Raw genomic sequence first — 20862 nt, forward strand, 5'->3', positions numbered from 1 at the left:
AGAGACATCTCGAGCAGGAACGAAAGTTGGTCTTAGTGATCCGGTGGTTCCGAATGGAAGGGCCATCGCTCATCGGATAAAAGGTACGCCGGGGATAACAGGCTGATCGCGTCCAAGAGTTCACATCGACGACGCGGTTTGGCACCTCGATGTCGGCTCATCACATCCTGGGGCTGGAGCAGGTCCCAAGGGTTCGGCTGTTCGCCGATTAAAGTGGTACGCGAGCTGGGTTTAAAACGTCGTGAGACAGTTTGGTCCCTATCTGCTGTGGGCGTAGGAGACTTGAGGAGGGTTGCCCCTAGTACGAGAGGACCGGGGTGAACGAACCTCTGGTGTTTCAGTTGTCACGCCAGTGGCACTGCTGAGTAGCTATGTTCGGAAAGGATAACCGCTGAAGGCATCTAAGCGGGAAGCCTGCTTCAAGATTAGGTCTCCCTGGACATTTTGGTCCCTAAAGACCCCTCGAAGACTACGAGGTTGATAGGCTGGGTGTGTACGCACAGCAATGTGTTGAGCTAACCAGTACTAATCGGTCGTGCGTCTTAACTGATCACAAATCTCTCCCTATTTTACTCATATATTTACATATTTGTCCTGGCGACCAGAGAGAGGTGGCTACACCCGTTCCCATTCCGAACACGGAAGTTAAGCACCTCATCGGCGATGATACTGCAGAGGAGTCTGTGGGAAAGTAGCCCGTCGCCAGGACTTTTTTTTGCCCAAAAAGCGCCAACAGCACACCACGCCGTCGGCGCTTTTTTTGCGCCCAAAATCCACCACCCTCACCAACCCCCAACCTGATCCTGCCACACAACACCATCGCACCCCATCCGCCCCCACGTATCCCATGGGCTCCACCGGCTGCTTATGCTCCAAACCTCCTGCCTCCGGCGGCTCAAGGACTCCGCCCTTGTATATTGACCCTCAAGCCAAAGGCGGAGAAAAAAGAAAGCCGCCTCCATGACTGGCATGAAGGCGGCTGTTGCGGCAGACCGTACGCCCTTGAGTTACGAGCTCGTTCTTAAGCTGGGTCGCCGCAATATGTAGTACAAACTCGAATGATTGTTAGAGCACAAAGCTCGAATTTGCAAGGAAGAGTGAACTACGATGAAACGCACCATGGGCATTGACGTATCGAAGGCCAAGCTTGATGTCGCCATTTCTGGTGACGACAGCACGTCCACTGTTGAAAATAACCCTTTGGGTTTTCAGCAAATCGTTGAGACGGCAGAAGCGCATAATGTTGAGCTCGTCATCGTGGAAGCGACAGGTGGATATGAGTCTGACGCCGCAGATTTTTTGATGGAGCAAGGCATTCCCGTCGCTGTTGTGAATCCTCGCCGTGTGCGTGACTTTGCCCGGAGCCTCGGAGTGTTGGCGAAGACGGATCGTATTGATGCTCTTGTTCTTGTTCAGTTTGGGGAAGTCGTCCCTGTCCGGGAAAATCAAAAAGTCCGGGCAACTCAGCGTAAGCTGGAAGCTCTTGTTAACCGTCGCCGGCAGGTCGTCGAAATCCTTTCCCGGGAGCGCGTTCGCTTGCAGCGAGCTTCGTCTGATGTGCGCCCTTACATTGAAGACGTTATTGCGACTCTGAGAACGCAAGAAAAGAGCTTGTCACTTGAAATCAAGAAACACATTCTCAGTGACAAAGATTTTTGTGACAAGGCAACTTTGCTTGAAACCATGAAAGGGATTTCGTCTGTAACCTCTGCGACTCTTCTTGCTTTCTTTCCTGAGTTGGGGACGTTAACGCCGAAGCAAGCAGCTTCTCTGGCAGGCCTGGCTCCATTCAACAGGGATAGCGGCAAGAAAACGGGGCAACGCTGCGTTTGGGGTGGGCGAATAAAAGTACGTAGCGCCCTTTACATGAGCGCAATCTCAGCGACTGTCTGGAACCCTGCAATTCGAGCCTTCTACCAGCGTCTTTGCGATGCGGGCAAACCTAAAAAGGTCGCCCTCACTGCCTGTGCAAGGAAGCTTCTCGTGATTTGTAATGCGATTTTACGGACGGGAAAACCTTGGGATCCTGCACTTAACGCTTGATTGCCAATACGATTGCTTGAGAATCCCGAGTGCGCACTTGCCGGGTGCGTGTGGAAATACAGTCGTGACCCCTGACAGGCTCACGTCCGAGTAGACTGGTTGGGAAAAGTTATTTGGGGGCCGTGGCGCTTTGGAAGAGCGGTGAGAATCCCTGACATGCGGCTCAATATCTTTCGAGATTGCCAGCCCGCCATCATCAATCCCCCTCGGCCCCCCCGCCCCGGACTCCCCCATAAAATCACTCCCAGCCTACACCTCACATCTCTTGTCTCCAGCGCCTTCAGTTCTTCGTCCGTTCGGCTTAGAAAGGGCGAAGGGTCTGAGAGATGAAGAGAGCAGAGCGGCTTAAGGACTACGCCCTTAAGACATCCCAAGTGCGCATGTGCCGGGTGCGTGTGGGAATTTAGTCGTGACCTCTGATAGGCTCACGTCCGAGTATATTGGGTGGAAAAATATTTTTGGGGACCTTGGCTCGTTGGAAGAGTGGTGAGAATCCCTGACATGCACCCCAACAGTATTTGAGTTGCCCAGCCCGCCATCATTAATAATCCCCACTCCCAGCCTACACCTCACCTCTCTTGCCTCCAGCGCCTTCAGTTCTTCGTCCGTTTGGTTTCGAAAGGGTGAAGGGACTGAGAGATGAACAGAGCAGATCGGCTCAAGGACTCCGCCCTTAAGACATCCCAAATGCGCACGTGCCGGGTGCGTGTGGGAATTTAGTCGTGACCTCTGATAGGCTCACGTCCGAGTATATTGGGTGGAAAAATATTTTTGGGGACCTTGGCTCGTTGGAAGAGTGGTGAGAATCCCTGACATGCACCCTAACAGTATTTGAGTTGCCCAGCCCGCCATCATTAATAATCCCCACTCCCAGCCTACACCTCACCTCTCTTGCCTCCAGCGCCTTCAGTTCTTCGTCCGTTTGGTTTCGAAAGGGTGAAGGGACTGAGAGATGAACAGACCAGATCGGCTCAAGGACTCCGCCCTTAAGACATCCCAAATGCGCACGTGCCGGGTGCGTGTAAAAGTACAGTCGTGACCCCTGATAGGCTCTCGCCGAGTATATTGGCTGGAAAATATTTTTGGGGGCCGTGGCGCTTTGGAAGAGCGGTGAGAATCCTTGATTTGCACCACAACATTTTTTCGAGTTGAGCAGCCTGCCACGATCAATAAAACCCAACCACCCGAGCCTAAACCTCCCCAACCACCAGCCGCACGCGCGAAGCACCGAATCCCAGAGCCTTCGGACGCTTCCAAGCGTCCAGAGCGGCCTAGACCGTGTCGCGTTCCACCATCTGCCCACCACGAACATCCGCGCAAAGCACCCGGCCAGCCCCGCCCACCCAAGCCTAGAAACCATGCCCGAGACTGCTCCGCACCCACCACCTCCTACAATCCGGCTCCGGCCGGAGGGGGACGGGTGTCCAGAGGGTGCGGGGGGAATGGTACAGTCCGGGTACATAGGTAACAGATTAGTCCGGGAACATGGGTAACACTTCAGGCATAGTCTGCCTGGAGGTAGCGTATGCCCTGGACAGAGGTAAGACCTATGGATGAACGGATTCGATTTGTTGTAGAGGCTGGGTCAGGAGCTGAGAACATGTCTTGGCTTTGTAGAAAATATGGCATTAGCCGAAAAACTGGCTATAAATGGCTCAATCGCGCACAAATGCATGGAATATTTGCTTTAAGCGAACACAGTCGAGCTCCGCGAAATTGTCCGCATCGCACGCCAATCGAGATGCGAGAGGCCCTCATTGCTTTGCGCAAAGCAAATCCAAGTTGGGGGCCAAAGAAAATAGCATCTGAAGTAAGCGATCGCTTTGGCCTAAGGCCTCCGGCGCCAAGTACGATTGCTTTGATTTTCCAAAAGGAAGGACTTAGCAAGCCCCGCAGACGCCGTAATGTTGTTATCCGCAACTGGCCCAACAAGCTCACTGAAGCAAGGCATCCTAATCATGTATGGACAATGGACTATAAAGGTTGGTTTGAGTTGCCCAATCGTAAGAAATGCTGGCCCTTCACTGTAATGGATCTGCACAGCCGTTACGTTTTGGCTTGTGATCCACTTGCCCAACCAGCCTTGGCCCCAACACAAGAAGCCTGTGACCGTGTTTTTTCCTACTTCGGCTTACCTCAAATTATCAGGGTGGATAATGGAATTCCCTTTGCGAGCTGTGCGGCCGGAGGAATATCGCGCCTTAGCGCCCAGTGGCTTCGCCTCGGAATAACCGTGGAATTCATTGAACCGGGAAAGCCTCAACAAAATGGTGCGCACGAACGAATGCACCGCTCTTTAAAGCGAGAACTTCGTAGAGCAGACACTCTTCGCCGCCAAAGACGCAGGTGTCAGACATGGCGGAGGATTTACAACCATAGCCGCGGTCATGAAGCTTTAGGCATGCGAACGCCTGCTGCTCTTTATGCGCCATCAAGCAGACGCCCACCAAGAATCCTTCCAGATTTCGTATACCCCCCTGAGTATATTCTGAGGCGAGTGAAGCGAAGCGGCTCCATACAATGGAGGGGACATCACAGATTTATCAGTCAAAGCCTGCACCGATGCACAGTGGGCCTTTTGCCAAACCAAAAGGGCGGTATGAATATCTATGCTGGATCAATCTTTTTAGGAGTACTGAATGATTCAGACACAAAAGGCTTAGTCAGGCCCTAGGGGCAACCTGTACCGCCAGAACCTGTTACCTATGTTCCCGGACAGAAGTGTTACCCATGTTCCGGGTTGTACAAATCCTGCAAGGTTCCCCCAACACCCTTTGGCCGTCGGAGACACGGCGACAACATACAGAAATCCCACCGAAAGCACCTCTCGGTCCCGTCATCACAACGCCCCACCAACAAGGCCTCTTTCTCCTCGACATCCCTCGCCACTCTCGGCCCCACCACCATAGCGCATCACCACAGCCGCGATATCTTCCCTACTCAAGCACTTCTAGGCACCCCCAACAGAGAGCACCATCTTCAAGTTCAAGCCCGCTTTTCCCAGAACACCGAAAGCATCTCTCGACTCCGCCACCATCCTGCACACAACCACAGTCTCCTCGTTTCAAACAGGTTGCGTCGTCCCTCGTTTACCCTCAACCTCACCGTCACAACATTCGGCCCAATCAACATATCTCCATCCACGGCTTACCGGGTGCCTACTCATTACCTCTTCTCAAGGAAGAACCGGCTCCCTTCCTACATCCATCGCCGTCGTTGCTTCTCTCCTTCCCCCCCCAATCTGCCTGCAGCCGTCCGTATCCCACCCCATATATCCCACACCGCAAGTGCCTTCACCGCACCAAGCCCCCCCCGCCACGCGTAAAGCGAAACGTAGTAATAATGGGGCGCCTACGATCATGATTGAAATATGATCACGATTATGTCATGTCTACCCATCCATTTGATGTAAGGAGCAAGCCGGAAGTGGGCTTGTGAGAATTGGGTGTGAACGAAAGGGGAAGTTGCGATGCCGTGTTATGAGTTTGAGGGTTTGGTTCCTGTGGTCCACCCGGATGCCTTTGTGCACCCGACGGCGGTATTGATTGGCGACGTGATTGTTGGCGCGGATGTGTATATTGGTCCATGTGCCTCGTTGCGCGGCGATTATGGCCGGTTGATTGTGAAGGATGGCTCCAATGTGCAGGATGGCTGCATCATGCATGGGTATTGCGATGTGGACACGGTGGTTGAAGAGAACGTGTCCGTCGGGCATGGCGCTATTTTGCATGGGTGCGTCATCAAGCGGAATTGTTTGGTGGGCATGAATTCTGTGGTGATGGATGGCGCTGTGGTTGGTGAAGAAAGCATCGTTGCGGCGATGAGTTTTGTGAAGGCAGGTTTTGCCGGTGCCCCGCGCCAGCTGCTGGTTGGCTCTCCTGCCAAGGTCCTGCGCGAAGTGACGGACCGGGATATGCATTGGCATGGCCTTAATATTCGCGAGTATCAGGCCTTGGCTGGGCGTTCGGCGCAGTCGATGACTGAGGTGGCCCCGCTTCGCGAGGTGGAGGAAAACCGCCCCCATCTTGCAGGCGTTACCGATGTGAAGCCGAAGATGTAACGTGCGAGCGAACGGCTAGGCGGCAGATGCAGGTGGCTCAACGTTCGGTATAAGGCGCTGAACGGAAGGCCCTCAGAGTAGGGTCTTCGGATTAAGGCGGGGTTCTCGCCGCTTTGCGCTTGCCTTATCCCGAGCGTCGCCCCACCACCGAGGAACGGTGCCTTCAGTCCGTATGGACGGTATCCACAGTGTGTGGCCAGGAGCACCCGGCAAAACAACGATCGTTCAGCGGTAGCGCCTGCCACCTTTTCTACTTTTTTTCCGGATCCGCGTTTTCCGAGAGAGAGGGCGTTTCACCGCGCTCAAGCTGTTCGTCCTCCACGGTTTGTGTTCGTTTTTGTTCATTGACGCACGCATCCCCGGCGAGCAGGAGAAAACGCCGTGGGGCGCCTTGCGCGCCGCAGTGGCGGAAGGGAATTTCGGCGCATTAAGGACAGTTGTACACGGGCGAGAATTGCTGTAAACGCCCGCAGGGCGGGGCAATTGTACAGGTGGTTGCTTTTTTCACAAATTCAATCTATGTCTTGCCCATCGCTTCGCGCTGGACTGCGCATCGCCTTGTTTGGTTAATCAAACGGCGTATATTTTTCACTCGATATCCCACGAAGAGCACACAGGTTGAGAGGTCACACGGACCTCTCCTTTTGGTGCGTATGATGCTGGGGGCGGTGGAGCGGGGCGAGAGCCTGACCCGCGACGCGGACGCAAGAACGCCCACGGCGTGAAGTCGGCGGCATATTTGCCATTGGACAGACGTTTGCGCTGCGGCGGGTGCAGTTTTGCTGCGAGCGGACCATGCAAAATATGCAAACCGTGCAACGCAGGCCTGCAATTGCATGGTTGCAGGATGGCGCAGGCGAACTCGCCTTTGACAAAAGTTCCCGTATTTCGAGGGATTGCAGGTGTAAGGATTTTGGCACGGTGTGTGCTGATTGTGCACTCAAACAAGCACCATGGCCGGAAAGTCCGGTCAGGACGCCTTGCGTGTTCAATTCTCCGGCGCACGCCGGAATTTTATACTGACTTGCTTCCTGAGAGGAACTTTCGATGCAAAAAGTTCTCACGACCTGCCCGTACTGCGGTTCGGGATGTTCTCTCTATCTGCTGCTGAATGATGACGGCCGGATTACCGGCGTTGAGCCGAATCTTGATCCGTCTAGCGTGAACAAGGGCGCGCTGTGCTCCAAGGGGCACTTTGGGGTGGACTTTGTCCAGCACCCGGAGCGCCTGACATCGCCCCTCATCCGCAAAAACGGCGTGCTGACCGAAAGCACGTGGGATGAGGCCTACGCGGTTATTGCCCAGCGCCTTGGCGGAATTGTCGCCGAGCATGGGCCGGACAGTGTTGCGGGATTTAGTTCCGCGCGCTGCTCCAACGAAGAGAACTACCTCATGCAGAAGTTCATGAGGGCGGCGGTGGGGACGAACAACGTCGACCACTGCGCACGGCTCTGACACGCTCCCACTGTGGCCGGTCTGGCCACCGCAATGGGCAACGGAGCAATGACCAACTCCATCGGCGAGTTGGACGAAATGGGGCTGCGGGACTGTATCTTTGCCATTGGCACCAACACCACCGAGTGCCACCCCATTATCGGCCTTGGCATGATGCGCGCCAAGCACCGTGGTGCAAAGTTGATTGTCGCCGACCCGCGCGCCATCACGCTGAGCCAGCACGCGGACTTGTGGCTGCGCCTGAAGCCCGGCACCGACGCCGCGCTGCTCAACGGCATAGCCCATGTCATCCTTGAAGAAGGCATGGCGGATGAAGATTTCATCGCCGCGCGCACAGAAAATTTTGAAGCGTTTCGCGACAGCGTGCAGCGCTTTACGCCGGAGATTGCCTCGGCCATCACCACGGTGCCTGCTGAGGATATCCGCCGCGCGGCGCGGCTCATTGGCAACAGTGAAAATACCGCCACGTACTACACCATGGGCATCACCCAGCATACGTCTGGCGTGGACAACGTGTTGGCCGTTGCAAACCTTGCGTTTGTCACCGGCAACATCGGCAAGCCCAAGGCTGGCGTGAACCCCCTGCGTGGGCAGAATAATGTGCAGGGCTCCTGCGACATGGGCGCGCTGCCCAACACCTTCCCGGGGTACCAGAAGGTGACGGACGCCGCCGTGCGCCAGCGTTTTGAGCAGGCGTGGGGCGTTTCGCTCAGCGGCGAACCCGGCCGCACCATTCCCGGCGTGTTCGACGGCATCGAGAGCGGTGCTATCCGCGCGCTGTATGTCTTTGGCGAGAACCCCATGCGCAGCGACCCGGACGTGAACCATGTGGAGCATTGCCTTGACCATGTGGACTTTCTCATCGTGCAGGACATCTTCCTGACCGAGACGGCCCAGAAGGCCGACGTGGTGCTGCCCGGAGCGTCGTTTGCGGAAAAGGACGGCACCTTCAGCAGCACGGAGCGCCGCGTCCAGCGCATCCGCAAGGCCATTGAGCCGGTGGGCGACAGCCGTCCGGACTGGCGCATCATCACGGAGTTGATGCAGGCCATGGGCTACGACGCCGACTACGCCTCGCCCGAGGACGTCTTTGACGAGATGCGTTCGGTGACGCCCACCTACGCGGGCATCAGCTATGCGCGCCTTGAGCAGGGCGGCATCCAGTGGCCCTGCTGGGACGAAGCGCATCCCGGCACCCCGGTGCTGCACGTTGGGCAGTGCGACAATGGCCGCGGGCAGTTCTCGGCCATTGACCACCGCGACCCGGCGGAGATGCCCGACGAGGAGTACCCCTTGATGCTGACCACGGGCCGCGTTGTGGCGCATTACCACACCGGCACCATGACGCGCCGCTGCTGGGGCCTGAATGGCCTGAGCCCTGAGGAGTCGCTGGAAATCAATCCCGCGGACGCCGAGGAGCTTGGTCTTGAGCATGGCGATCCCATCGTCGTCACCACCCGCCGCGGCGAAGTACGCACCAAGGCGCAGGTGACCCCACGCGTGCCCAAGGGGCTGACGTTTATCACGTTCCACTTCTCCGAAGCATGCGGAAATATTTTGACAAACAGTGCGGCCGATCCTGTTACCGAAACTGCGGAACTTAAGGTTTGTGCCGTGCGCGTACGTAAGGATACTGCGTCCGACAGCCGCGTTGTGGCGTAGTGCAAGAAAAAGGAAAGCAAATGCCTTCTCCTCTCAATAGCTTCGTTGTTGCTGATTCCGATAAGTGCATTGGGTGCAAGCTGTGTGAAGTGGCCTGCGCCGCGGTGCACGAAGACGTTGTGCCCACGACGGTCGGCTGCCAGCAGAGCCCGCTGCATCCGCGCCTGCACGTTGTGAACACCAGCGAGACCTCCGCACCTGTCCAGTGCCGCCACTGCGAGGACGCCCCCTGCGCCAACGCTTGTCCCATCGACGCCATCCGTCAGGTTGGCGGCCGCATTGTCGTGGACGAGGACGCCTGCGTGGGCTGCAAGAATTGCATGGTCGCCTGCCCCATGGGCGCGCTGCAGCTGATGGACGTGTACCGCCATGGCGAGCGGGTGATGCAGCCCGTCCTGCGTGAGGAAGCCGGCGGCCGGGTGGAGGAAACTCCCCGTCTTGTCGCCACCAAGTGCGACCTGTGCGCCGGCGTGCACGGCGGCCCCGCCTGTGTTGGCGTGTGCCCCGGCGACGCCCTGCGCATTGTCCGGCCCACCGCCCTGCGCCGTAAGCGCAATTTCAATGCCGCGGTGAAGCTGATGTCCGCTATCCGCAACCTTCCTGCCTAACCGCAGAGCACAGGAGCAATACGGTTATGATTCTTGATTCTGAGCAGATCATCCGCATCGATCAGGAGCTGTGCACCGGGTGCGGACGCTGCAAGGACGTCTGCCCGGTGGATGCCATCTCCGGCGAGCGGCACCAGCCGCACACCATCGACGCGGCAGCATGTATATTGTGCGGTCAGTGCGTGCAGGAATGCAGCGCCTACGACAGCATTTTGGATGAGTTTGAAACAACCAAGAAAGAGCGCCTTGCCCAGCGTGGCATGTTGCCCTCGGTGAAGGAACCGCTGTTTGCCGCGCATTACCGCGGCGACGCACAGCGCGTGTTCGACGCCCTGAAGAGCGACAGCTACACCATGGTGCAGTGTGCGCCTGCCGTGCGCGTTGCCATTGGCGAGGAATTTGGCCTGCCCCTCGGGTCCCTGACTCCGGGCAAGCTGGCCGCCGCCTTGCGCCGCCTTGGGTTTGACCGAGTCTACGACACCAACTTCGCCGCCGACCTCACCATCATGGAAGAGGGCTCGGAGCTGATCCAGCGCGTGCGCGAGGGCGGCACCCTGCCCATGTTCACCTCCTGCTGTCCCGGCTGGGTGAAGTACATGGAGGACGCGTATCCCGAGTTGGTGGACCATTTGTCCAGCTGCAAGTCCCCCATGCAGATGGCGGGAACCATGTTCAAGACCTATGGCGCGCGCGTGGATGACGTGGACCCGGCCAAGGTGTTCAGCGTGGCCATCATGCCCTGCACCTGCAAAAAGTTCGAAAGTGAGCGCCCGGAGATGCAGGCCAGCGGCTACCGCGACGTGGACGTGGTCCTCACCACCCGCGAGCTTGCCCAGATGCTGCGCCACATTGGGGTGGACTTCACCAACCTGCCCAGCGAGGACTTTGATAAGCCCCTTGGCACCTACTCTGGCGCGGGCAATATCTTCGGCAATACCGGCGGCGTGATGGAAGCCGCTCTGCGCACCGGCGTCGAACTGCTGACCGGCCAGCCCCTCGCGGATACGGACCTCGAGTACGTCCGCGGCGAGGAGGGCATCCGCACCGCCACGGTGGAGTGCGGTACGACGGAACTGAAGGTCGCCATTGTTGCGGGGCTGGAGAACGTTGTCCCCATTTTGGAGGACGTGAAGAACGGCGTCGCCGAGTACCATTTCATCGAGGTGATGTGCTGTCCGCAGGGCTGCGTGAGTGGCGGCGGCCAGCCCAAGATGATGCTCCCCGAGCACCGCGAAAAGGCCAACCTGCGCCGCAAGGCCGGGCTGTATGCCCATGACAGGAAGCTGGAGCACCGCCGCTCGCACGAGAACCCCGACATCAAGCGCCTGTACGAGGAATTCCTCGGCGAGCCACTGGGGCACGAGTCGCACCACCTGCTCCACACCGACCACAGGAGGAATGGCAGGGCGTGAAAAATACATTTGTTTTCGGTGATCCCAGAAAGTGCATAGGCTGCGGCGCATGCGAAGTGGCCTGCGCCATGGCGCATCTGGACAAGGACATTGACGGCGATGTGCGCAAGGCCAAGGAATTTCACCCGCGGGTGACCATTGTGCGCACACCGGATGTGACCATTCCCATCCAGTGCCGCCAGTGCGAGGACGCCCCCTGCGCCAACTCCTGCCCGGAGGAAGCCATCATCCGCCGCAATGGCGCGGTGGAGATTGTGGCTGGCAAGTGCGTGGGCTGCAAAAGCTGCGTTGTGGCGTGTCCCTTTGGCGCCATTCAGGTTGTGGAATCCACGCAGTCGGCATCCGAGCAAAAGCTGCAAGTCATGGACGGTGAAGAGGCGCATCACAAAGCCATTTTCGCCGCCTTGAAGTGTGACCTCTGTCAGGGCCGCGAAGGCGGCCCGGCGTGTGTGGACATCTGCCCCGCAGGGGCTCTGAACGTCATGACCCCTGAAAATATGCAAGAGCTTGTTACCAATCGCCGCCTCGCAGTGGTGAATGGATTACAATAAGACCCCCCTTACGCGCCCGGATCTGCCCCAGACAGCAGATCCGGGCACTCCCTTGCCAATGATCGAGCCGCTGGGCTACGCTTTTTCTTCCGGTTTTGGCCGGTTGTCTTTTCTCATGCAACAACGGAATGGAAAATGGCTATACGCAAGACGCGGATGATGCGTCCCCGTGGCCGTGGGACCGGACGGCGCGGATGTACGCGCCCCTGCGCATGGAGCCGCGCCAATACGGAGCGCCCCCGCCAGAGCTTGGAGCGCCTTGACGAGCAGAGCGGCCAGACCACGCTTATGGACCGCGTGGCTGTGCGCTACAAGGCTATAAAGGGCGATCAGGTGGACTTGTTGCGCCGGTTTGCCCCGGATGGCACCATCACGTACGTCAATGATGCCTACTGCCAGTTTTATCAGCTGGACGCCGCCGAGGTTGTGGGCATGAACTTTCAGGACCTGCTGGCCCCGGAGCAGTGCCACGAAATCGCCCGCGCCATTTTTTCCCTGACGCCGGAGGATCCCTACGTCCTCACTGAGCCAAGCTACATCCGCCGCGACGGCACGATGTACTGGGTGGAGTTTCTGAATCAGGCTATCTTTAACGACGCGGGGCGCGTTATTGAGTACCAGTCCATTGGCCGCGACATTACGCGCCAAAAGGACGCAGAACTGAAGATTCAGGAGGCGCAGGCCGCCATGACCCGTGCCACGCGCATGGCGACGTTGGCCGTGGTCGGCGGGGGCATCGGGCACGAGATTAACCAGCCCCTCAATGCCATTCGCATCCTTGCCGGGTCCGGCCTGTATATGGCCAAGACGATGGACGACCTGCCGCGTGAGCGAATTGTCCAGCTGCTGGAGGATATTTCCTCGCAGGTTGGGCGTATTGATGACATCATTCAGCATCTGCGCGATTTTCTGCGCGTGAACCAGTCCCGCCCCTATGAACAGTGCGACATGAACGAGTGTGTCCGCTCCGCGCTGGTCTTGCTGGACAATCAGCTGACCGCCGCAGATGTGCGGGTGGAGGTGGCGCTGGCGGAGGATTTGCCCCCGGTGTACGGCGTGCGCGTGCGGTTTGAGGAAGTCGTCCTCAACCTTGTGGCGAATGCCATGCAGGCCTTGGAGGAACGCCCCGGTGAGCGGCGCATCGTCATCCGCACATGGGATGAAGGCGGCGTGCATTTGGCGGTCGCCGACAACGGCCCCGGCTTGCCGGATGAGGACCGCGAGCGGCTGTTTGAACCTTTTTTTACCACCAAGAATACGGAAAAAGCCATGGGACTTGGGCTCTCCATTGTCCGCGAGATTTTGTCGTCCTGCCGGGCGCAGCTTTCGGTGACCAACGCCGAGGAGGGCGGCGCGCATTTTCAGATTGTGTTCCCCCGCACCATGAACGGCGTGCACCAGACCGGCGCAACGCCGACGGAGAGGGACGGCTAAAGGCCATGCGAATTCTTCTTGTTGACGACGATGCGCAGGGACGCGCTTTTCTTGCCGATTACCTGAATCTTTTGGGCCACGCCGTGACGTCCGCCGATTGCGTGGACCGCGCGGTGCAGGTGTACCGGCAGGAGGAGTTTGACCTTGTGCTGTCCGACATCAGCATGCCCGGGGCCACAGGCATCGACCTTATCGGGGCCTTGCGCGGGGGCGAGGACGCTCCGGGCGCGGATATCGTGCTCTATACCGGGCATATCGACGTCCAGTTGGCCATTCAGGCCCTGCGCGCCGGCGCGTACGACTACCTGACCAAGCCCATCAATCTGGAGGAGCTTGGCGCCGTGCTCGACCGGGTGGAGGAGCACATGGGCCTGCGCCGCGAGAATCGCCGCCTGACGGAGCATTTTGACGACGAAGTCCGCGCCGTAACGCAGGAGAAGGAAGAGGAGCTGGAGGAACTGCGGTCCATGCTTTCGCAGCAGGCCGAGGTGGACGGCATCGGTATCTTTTCTCCGGCCATGTGGCAGGTGGTGCATCAGGCGGAGCAGTACCACACGGACCGCTCCGTGCCGGTGCTTATTCAGGGCGAAACCGGTGTGGGCAAGGAGATTGTCGCGAAAATCGTCCACTATGGGCGTGAGCATACCACGCTCCCCTTTGTGGGCATCAACTGCGCGGCCATCTCGCCGAACCTTTTTGAGAGCGAACTCTTTGGCTATGAGCCGGGAGCCTTTACCGGCGGGGCAAACCGCGGCAAGCGCGGGAAGCTGGACATTGCCAAGGGCGGCTCGCTGTTTCTTGATGAAATCGCCGAAATCCCGGTGGAACTGCAGGCCAAGCTGCTGCGCGTGATTGAGGAAAACCAATTCTACCGCGTGGGCGGGCTGAAAAAGCACGAGACGGATATCCGCATCATCGCGGCCACGAACCTTGATTTTGAAGAGCGCATGGAAAAGGGGCTGTTCCGGCGGGACCTGTTCTACAGGCTCAATGTGGGGCAAATCATTATCCCGCCATTGCGGGAGCGCTGGGAGGATATTGTCCCCTTGGCGAAGATGTTCCTTGATGCTTCGGCCCGCAAGCGCGGGCGCGCCTTTGCTGATATAAGCGACGCCGCCCAGAAGGCGCTTTTGGACTACCACTGGCCGGGAAACGTGCGCGAATTGAAAAACGCCATGGAGTGGGTGACCCTCATGCACGATGCGCCAACCTTGGAGCCGTCCCACTTTGTGCACCTTTTTGCTGCGCCGCGGAGCACTGCGCCCAGCGGGCAGGCGCTCCCCGAAGCGGCAGGACGCGCCCGCCGAAAGCGTCCGGATAACGCGGAAGTGCTCCGCGTACTGGAGGCCTGCGGCGGTAACAAAACCCACGCCGCGCGCAAGCTGGGCATCTCGCTCCGTACGCTTTATTACCGTCTGGAGCGGATGGAGCAGCAGGACGGGTGACCGCTTGGCCGGGGCGCGCGGGGAAAACCGGGCGCAGGAATGAATTGGGAATGACGTGAGACCCGAAACGCGGGCAGCAAAGGCTGTCCGCGTTTTTTTATGCGGCCCCGCGCAAAACCTGTCAGGCGTTGCGCGGACGCATTTTGCCCCGTATGCTGGAGATTCTGCGAAGACTGCAACGGGGAGAAGCGGCGATGTGGACGAGAAAAGGCAGGCTGGGCGTAGCGGTGTGGGCGCTTGGTGTTTGGCTGGTGTGCGGTTTGGGACTGCGCGCCGAGGCCAAGGCGCAGGCCGTGGAGCCAATTCGCGTTGCGGCCATCTTTGCGCATACAGGTTCGGCTGCGGAGGAAAACACACCGGACTACCTTATGCCGCGTTTTGCCGCACGCATCATCAATGAGCGCGGCGGAATTCTAGGGCGTCCGTTGGAGCTTATCGAGCTGGACAACAAGAGTTCGGCCATAGGGACGGTTCAGGCGGCGCACAAGGCCGTGCGGATGGGCGTTGTGGCGGCGGTCGGCCCATCGCGCAGTTCTGACGCCCTTGCCATGGCCCCGGTGTTCGAAGAGGCGGGAATCCCCATGGTGGGGACCACGGTGACCGCGCCGGCCGTGACGCGGGCAGGGCACTTTATTTTTCGCGTTTGCTATACCGACGAGCAGCAGGCCGATGCCCTCGTGCGCGTGGCGTGGGAGGAACTTGGCGCGCGGCGTGCGGCAACCATCAATATCGCGGGCGAGGTGTATAGTCAGGGACTGGCCGAGCGCTTCCGCAGAGGCTTCATCGCGCGGGGCGGGACGATTGTCGCAAGGGAGGAATACCTGCAATCCGCCCTTGATTTTACGGACATCATCAACCACGTGAAGGAAGCGGCGCCGGATGTCGTGGTTTCGCCGGGGTTCGCCCGCGATTCCGGGTTGATTCTGCAGCAGGCGCGAAAGATGGGCCTGGAGATGCCGTTTATGGGCGGCGATGGGTGGACCGCTGTGGAGCAGTACCCGTTCATGAAGCCGCTCACCGGCGAAAATTATTACCTTTCGCATTGGCACTGGGGCAAGAAAAGCCCGGCCAGCAAAGCCTTTGTCCGTCTGCTCAAGGAAAAGATGGGCGAAGACGCCCTCGCCCGCGTCGATACCGGCAGCCCCTGCGGCTTCGACGCCATGATGCTCCTCGCCGACGCCATCACCCGGGCAGGCACCACCGCCCCCATCCCCCTGCGTAAGGCCCTGCTCGCCACCCAAAACTACCCCGGCGTCACCGGAACCATCACCTACAACGGCCAAAGAGACCCCCAAAAAAACCTTGTCCTCCTGCGGATATCAGGACGGCAGGTTGAGTATGTGCGGAGTATTATGCCGTGAGAAGGGGGGGAGAATGAAAAAAGAGGCGCCACATGGGCGCCTCTTTGCAGGAGTCGGAGTTATGCTGCGAGAGTGTGAATTGCTTGCGGAAAAGCCCGAGGAGGGCAGTCCGCCACTGAAGCGGCGGACTCGTGCCTCCAAACCTCTTCTGACCTACTAGGTTAGTCCTCAGACAGATTTTGGGGTACAGTCTCACGATGGAGGCCCCATGAAAGCTGCAGAGAAAGTCGCCCGCCAGCGTATGAGTGTGCTTGAGCTTGCAGAGAGCTTGGGAAACGTCAGTGAAGCCTGCCGGCGACGCGGTATGCATCGTAGTCAATTCTACGAGTACAAGCGGCGTTTCCAGACTCACGGCCTTGAAGGGCTCAAAGATCTGCCGCCTATTCCGAAGTCCCACCCTTTCACCACCTCCGAGGAGGTGGTCGAGCAAATCTTGGAATTGAGCCTAGCTCATCCTGCTTGGGGGTGCGTTCGCCTTTCCAATCAGCTCAAACTCATCGGTGTTTCGGTGAGCTCCCCTACCATTCAAAACATCTTGATCAAGAATGGCATGGGCACCAAGTACGACCGCTGGCTTAAGCTTGAGCAGAAGCAAGCTGGCGAACCCATTGAATTATCGGGCGAACAGGTCGCTTTCATTGAAAAACAAAATCCCGTTTTTAAAGAACGACACGTCGAGAGTTCTCGCCCTGGGGAGCTGTTGTGCCAAGACACCTTTTACGTGGGACGTCTCAAAGGGGTGGGGCGAGTTTACCTGCATGTCGTCGTCGATTCCTTCTCAAGCTATGCCTTCGGCTTTCTGCATACCAGCAAGCGCCCAGAGGCTGCCGTTTCCGTCCTTCACAACGACGTCATGCCGTTCTACGAGGAAAAGGAAATTGCCGTTTCCGCTGTCCTTACTGACAACGGCAGGGAATTTTGCGGAACCGAGACCCATCCATATGAACTCTATCTGTCCCTCAACGAGATTGAACACCGCCGTACCAAGGTGCGATCACCTCGGACAAATGGCTTTGTCGAGCGGTTTAATGGCACTGTGCTTGATGAGTTCTTTCGAGAAGCCTTCAGAACAACGCTTTATGAGACCGTAGAAGCACTCCAGGCCGACCTGGACACCTGGCTGACCTACTACAATACTGAACGCTCACACCAAGGGTATAGAAACATGGGACGTCGTCCCATAGAAACCATTAACGAGTACATCGAATCTGTCAGAGAAGAACGTTAGTAGGACACCTCTTCGTCATACAGCATACGCATGGCGTAGAACTCTTGTCTCACAGCAGTACGACTATTGGTTCACCTTGCGGCGCATTTCGTCAGCTTTCGTCATGATGGCGTCATAGTCCATCCCATCAAAGAATTCTCGCATTTTGGTCTGGTCACCACCCGTTTGCATAGCGACAAGCATGGCCATACCAGTCAACGTTTCTTGAAACTCCTGCCGTTTTTCTTCAGGCAAGGACGCCTGAATCTCTTGCACGGATTCATTGAAAGCCGACTTAGAAGAGGAATCCACAGTGGGGTTCGACGAACATCCGGCGCCAATGAGCATGATGCTGGCAATACAGACAGTTGCGAAGATGCGAGAAAGTTTTGTCATAGTGAACAGCTCCTTTTTGCGTGTAAAGATAAACAAATATCGGCAGGCTGTCACTATTGGTTTTTGTGTATTTATTGGCATGGAGTGTTGAACGGCGAAGAGTGGAAACGGAGCAGGAGGGGGGGGGAGAATTCTGCATCGAACAGGGATGCACGCGAAGTGATGGCGGGGGAGCAGGAGGGGGCGCATAGAAGTTTGGCGGGCTTTACGTTGATGAAAAGCTCGCTAGTCTTCTATGCCGTCTACTGTGAATGAATCACAGCACACTTTCATATATATCTATAAGCTGCTTGATATGAACAGGCATGACCAAGGACTTCGAGACTTCAAGGGCGGCCTGTTGCATTTTGTGATGCGTTTTTTTGTCTGAAAGGACAGTGTAGAGTGCGTCCGCAAGGGCTTGGGCGTCTACGGGAATGACGAGCGCCCCATCCCCTGAAATTTCCTTTGCCGGAACATTTTCGCTGATGACGGCAGGGATACCACAGTAGAAGGCTTCGGCAAAGGTTCTAGGAAAACCTTCTATGGTAGACGGCATGGCCAAAACTGTGTTGTGTGGAGCGAGGGCTTTAAATATGGAGGGAATGTCCTTGCGGAATCCAGTAAATGTTACATGTGATTTGATATTTAAAGTATTGGCTAACTTTATTAGAGTATTAAGTTCAGGACCGTTTCCAATGATTAAAGCATGTGCGTCTGGAATTCTTTGCACAAGAAGAGAAAGTGAACGTAAAAGAATATCATTGTTTTTGAGTTTTACAAGTCTACCGCATGTTATGACACAGGGGACATCGTTCTTGAGGATTGATTTGTAGGGTAAAGACGGTGCATTGATAAAGTCTTGCTCATCTATTGCGTTATAAAGATTGATATGCGGTTTTTGGGCAGGGTTTTCGTGAGCAAGACGCTTGTGAGCAACTTCTTTTGAAACTGATATAAATAATGTTGTTACATAGGATAGTATCTTGGCAGATATTCTGTACTTTGCTTTACCGTGTTGTGTAACACTGTGTAAGTGGTAAATAGTTGGTTTTTTAAGTCCGATGCAGGCAATTCGTCCGATATGTCCGCTCACAATGTCGTGCATGTGGACAATATCTGGATCTTCACGGCGAATAATAGAACGAACTTTTCTGATTATATTGGGTTTGAAGAATCCGATGTCTTTTGTTCTATTTGTAATAGATATTGTACGAATTCCAGCCTGAAGAAAATCGTTATAGAACTCTCCTGCACTAGACATGATAAGAGCAATAGGCGTGTGCCCAGCCCTTTTTAGTTCTTTGACTGTACTAAAGAGTTGTGTCTCAATTCCACCGCATTTGACTTGGTCGATTATATATAAAACCTTCATATTAAAATCGCCTTGAGATTTTTGGGGCAGAAGTTGGTGAGCTTATATGCGCGAAAGAATGGGGACAGTAAGCTGACCTACTAGGTTAGTCCTCAGACAGATTTTGGGGTACAGTCTCACGATGGAGGCCCCATGAAAGCTGCAGAGAAAGTCGCCCGCCAGCGTATGAGTGTGCTTGAGCTTGCAGAGAGCTTGGGAAACGTCAGTGAAGCCTGCCGGCGACGCGGTATGCATCGTAGTCAATTCTACGAGTACAAGCGGCGTTTCCAGACTCACGGCCTTGAAGGGCTCAAAGATCTGCCGCCTATTCCGAAGTCCCACCCTTTCACCACCTCCGAGGAGGTGGTCGAGCAAATCTTGGAATTGAGCCTAGCTCATCCTGCTTGGGGGTGCGTTCGCCTTTCCAATCAGCTCAAACTCATCGGTGTTTCGGTGAGCTCCCCTACCATTCAAAACATCTTGATCAAGAATGGCATGGGCACCAAGTACGACCGCTGGCTTAAGCTTGAGCAGAAGCAAGCTGGCGAACCCATTGAATTATCGGGCGAACAGGTCGCTTTCATTGAAAAACAAAATCCCGTTTTTAAAGAACGACACGTCGAGAGTTCTCGCCCTGGGGAGCTGTTGTGCCAAGACACCTTTTACGTGGGACGTCTCAAAGGGGTGGGGCGAGTTTACCTGCATGTCGTCGTCGATTCCTTCTCAAGCTATGCCTTCGGCTTTCTGCATACCAGCAAGCGCCCAGAGGCTGCCGTTTCCGTCCTTCACAACGACGTCATGCCGTTCTACGAGGAAAAGGAAATTGCCGTTTCCGCTGTCCTTACTGACAACGGCAGGGAATTTTGCGGAACCGAGACCCATCCATATGAACTCTATCTGTCCCTCAACGAGATTGAACACCGCCGTACCAAGGTGCGATCACCTCGGACAAATGGCTTTGTCGAGCGGTTTAATGGCACTGTGCTTGATGAGTTCTTTCGAGAAGCCTTCAGAACAACGCTTTATGAGACCGTAGAAGCACTCCAGGCCGACCTGGACACCTGGCTGACCTACTACAATACTGAACGCTCACACCAAGGGTATAGAAACATGGGACGTCGTCCCATAGAAACCATTAACGAGTACATCGAATCTGTCAGAGAAGAACGTTAGTAGGACAGATGCAGGAAGAGCTGGGTCATAGGGCAACCTGCACTGGTACCCGGGGCGGGACTTGAACCCGCACACCCATGAGGGCGAGAGATTTTAAGTCTCTTGTGTCTACCTGTTCCACCACCCGGGCATGTGCGGCTTTTGTCTATACCGATGGGTGGTGTGGCGTCAATGTTTTCTGGTGATTGGTAACAGCCTCGCGCGGCTGATGGTGTGGATGGCACCGGTTGGACGGGCGAGGATGAGATTGCCGTCGCGGTCTGTGATCATGTCACTGATGGGGCCTGCCTCGGTGGTGATGCGTCGCGTCACTCCATGTGCGCTCACGGCCCAGATGCTTCCGGTTGCTGTGCCTACATACACTGTGCGCTGAAGGTTAACGGCAATGGCGCTTGCTTCGGCAGGCAGGCCGGTGGCGAGGACCGTGCGGGTGGTGTCCTGCCATGCACATTCGAGGCGTCCGGTTTTGGGCTGGAGGGTGTAGATGACGCCTCGGGCGTCCATGGTTATGAGGGCTTCCTCACTAGCGTGTGCCTGGCCGGGCAGGGTCAGGATGGACAGCAGCGCCAGCCCCAGCGCCAGGGCCAACACTGCGGTGCGGCGGGGGATTGATTCGTGAAAAAGCATGTTTGATATGTTTTGCGACATGGTTTCCTCCTTGGTTCATGGTATGGATACCAATATGAGGTTTCCGGCACGAGCGGTCCAATATCGGCTTCGCA

General features: G+C 56.7%; 14 protein-coding genes, 1 tRNA gene, 2 rRNA genes and 1 pseudogene (1 of these 18 cut by a window edge). 14 read left to right on the top strand and 4 right to left on the bottom strand.

Annotated features, from left to right (window positions below; genetic code table 11):
* From ACYQ2T_RS02160 to ACYQ2T_RS02220, 13 genes and pseudogenes are all read left to right on the top strand, one after another.
* A 23S ribosomal RNA gene (locus tag ACYQ2T_RS02160) occupies nucleotides 1-550 on the top strand (it extends 2392 nt beyond the left edge of the window).
* Between the two features lie 43 nt (nucleotides 551-593).
* Nucleotides 594-708: ribosomal RNA gene (rrf, locus tag ACYQ2T_RS02165) — 5S ribosomal RNA — on the top strand.
* Nucleotides 709-1119: 411 nt separating this feature from the next.
* Nucleotides 1120-2043 (top strand): IS110 family RNA-guided transposase, encoded by a 924-nt coding sequence (locus ACYQ2T_RS02170; RefSeq protein ID WP_459898067.1) that lies wholly within the window; start codon nucleotides 1120-1122, stop codon nucleotides 2041-2043.
* 1549 nt (nucleotides 2044-3592) lie between these two features.
* Nucleotides 3593-4717, top strand: coding sequence for an integrase core domain-containing protein (locus tag ACYQ2T_RS02175; protein ID WP_459897495.1), 1125 nt, complete (start codon nucleotides 3593-3595; stop codon nucleotides 4715-4717).
* A 795-nt stretch (nucleotides 4718-5512) separates the two neighbouring features.
* On the top strand, nucleotides 5513-6103 hold the full coding sequence (gene caiE, locus ACYQ2T_RS02180) for a carnitine operon protein CaiE (RefSeq protein ID WP_459898069.1): 591 nt from the start codon (nucleotides 5513-5515) through the stop codon (nucleotides 6101-6103).
* A gap of 1047 nt (nucleotides 6104-7150) precedes the next feature.
* Nucleotides 7151-9187: pseudogene (gene fdhF / locus ACYQ2T_RS02185) on the top strand (formate dehydrogenase subunit alpha); the annotation flags it as partial.
* A 53-nt stretch (nucleotides 9188-9240) separates the two neighbouring features.
* The gene (locus ACYQ2T_RS02190) at nucleotides 9241-9828 is read left to right on the top strand and encodes a 4Fe-4S dicluster domain-containing protein (RefSeq protein ID WP_404846212.1); all 588 of its coding nucleotides are present in this window, start codon (nucleotides 9241-9243) and stop codon (nucleotides 9826-9828) included.
* 26 nt (nucleotides 9829-9854) lie between these two features.
* The gene (locus ACYQ2T_RS02195) at nucleotides 9855-11240 is read left to right on the top strand and encodes a [FeFe] hydrogenase, group A (RefSeq protein ID WP_459898073.1); all 1386 of its coding nucleotides are present in this window, start codon (nucleotides 9855-9857) and stop codon (nucleotides 11238-11240) included.
* Nucleotides 11237-11791, top strand: a complete 555-nt coding sequence (locus ACYQ2T_RS02200; RefSeq protein ID WP_459898075.1) for a 4Fe-4S dicluster domain-containing protein — start codon at nucleotides 11237-11239, stop codon at nucleotides 11789-11791. Before ACYQ2T_RS02195 ends, ACYQ2T_RS02200 begins: the two co-directional genes overlap by 4 nt.
* Nucleotides 11792-11926: 135 nt before the next feature.
* On the top strand, nucleotides 11927-13225 hold the full coding sequence (locus ACYQ2T_RS02205; RefSeq protein WP_459898077.1) for a PAS domain-containing sensor histidine kinase: 1299 nt from the start codon (nucleotides 11927-11929) through the stop codon (nucleotides 13223-13225).
* A 5-nt stretch (nucleotides 13226-13230) separates the two neighbouring features.
* The gene (locus ACYQ2T_RS02210; RefSeq protein ID WP_459898079.1) at nucleotides 13231-14670 is read left to right on the top strand and encodes a sigma-54-dependent transcriptional regulator; all 1440 of its coding nucleotides are present in this window, start codon (nucleotides 13231-13233) and stop codon (nucleotides 14668-14670) included.
* A gap of 194 nt (nucleotides 14671-14864) precedes the next feature.
* The gene (locus ACYQ2T_RS02215) at nucleotides 14865-16031 is read left to right on the top strand and encodes an ABC transporter substrate-binding protein (protein WP_459898081.1); all 1167 of its coding nucleotides are present in this window, start codon (nucleotides 14865-14867) and stop codon (nucleotides 16029-16031) included.
* A 208-nt stretch (nucleotides 16032-16239) separates the two neighbouring features.
* On the top strand, nucleotides 16240-17259 hold the full coding sequence (locus ACYQ2T_RS02220; RefSeq protein WP_459898083.1) for an IS481 family transposase: 1020 nt from the start codon (nucleotides 16240-16242) through the stop codon (nucleotides 17257-17259).
* Between the two features lie 63 nt (nucleotides 17260-17322).
* On the opposite strand, the gene ACYQ2T_RS02225 is transcribed toward ACYQ2T_RS02220, so the two are convergent.
* Together ACYQ2T_RS02225 and ACYQ2T_RS02230 are read right to left on the bottom strand one after the other, a co-directional pair.
* Nucleotides 17323-17634 (bottom strand): DUF6694 family lipoprotein, encoded by a 312-nt coding sequence (locus tag ACYQ2T_RS02225; protein ID WP_459898085.1) that lies wholly within the window; start codon nucleotides 17632-17634, stop codon nucleotides 17323-17325.
* Between the two features lie 256 nt (nucleotides 17635-17890).
* Entirely contained in the window at nucleotides 17891-18988 is a 1098-nt protein-coding gene (locus tag ACYQ2T_RS02230; protein WP_459898087.1) for a glycosyltransferase, read from the bottom strand.
* Between the two features lie 132 nt (nucleotides 18989-19120).
* On the opposite strand from ACYQ2T_RS02230, the gene ACYQ2T_RS02235 reads away from it, so the two are divergent.
* Nucleotides 19121-20140 carry an IS481 family transposase gene (locus ACYQ2T_RS02235; RefSeq protein ID WP_459898083.1) on the top strand — a complete coding sequence of 340 codons (1020 nt, stop codon included), beginning with the start codon at nucleotides 19121-19123 and terminating at the stop codon, nucleotides 20138-20140.
* Nucleotides 20141-20183: 43 nt separating this feature from the next.
* Here ACYQ2T_RS02235 and ACYQ2T_RS02240 read toward each other — a convergent pair.
* Nucleotides 20184-20270 (bottom strand) — tRNA-Leu (locus tag ACYQ2T_RS02240).
* A gap of 38 nt (nucleotides 20271-20308) precedes the next feature.
* Complete coding sequence (locus tag ACYQ2T_RS02245; RefSeq protein ID WP_459898089.1) at nucleotides 20309-20788, bottom strand: hypothetical protein; 480 nt, start codon at nucleotides 20786-20788, stop codon at nucleotides 20309-20311.
* Nucleotides 20789-20862 lie beyond the last annotated feature (74 nt).

It is taken from the genome of Desulfobaculum senezii (assembly GCF_054657395.1).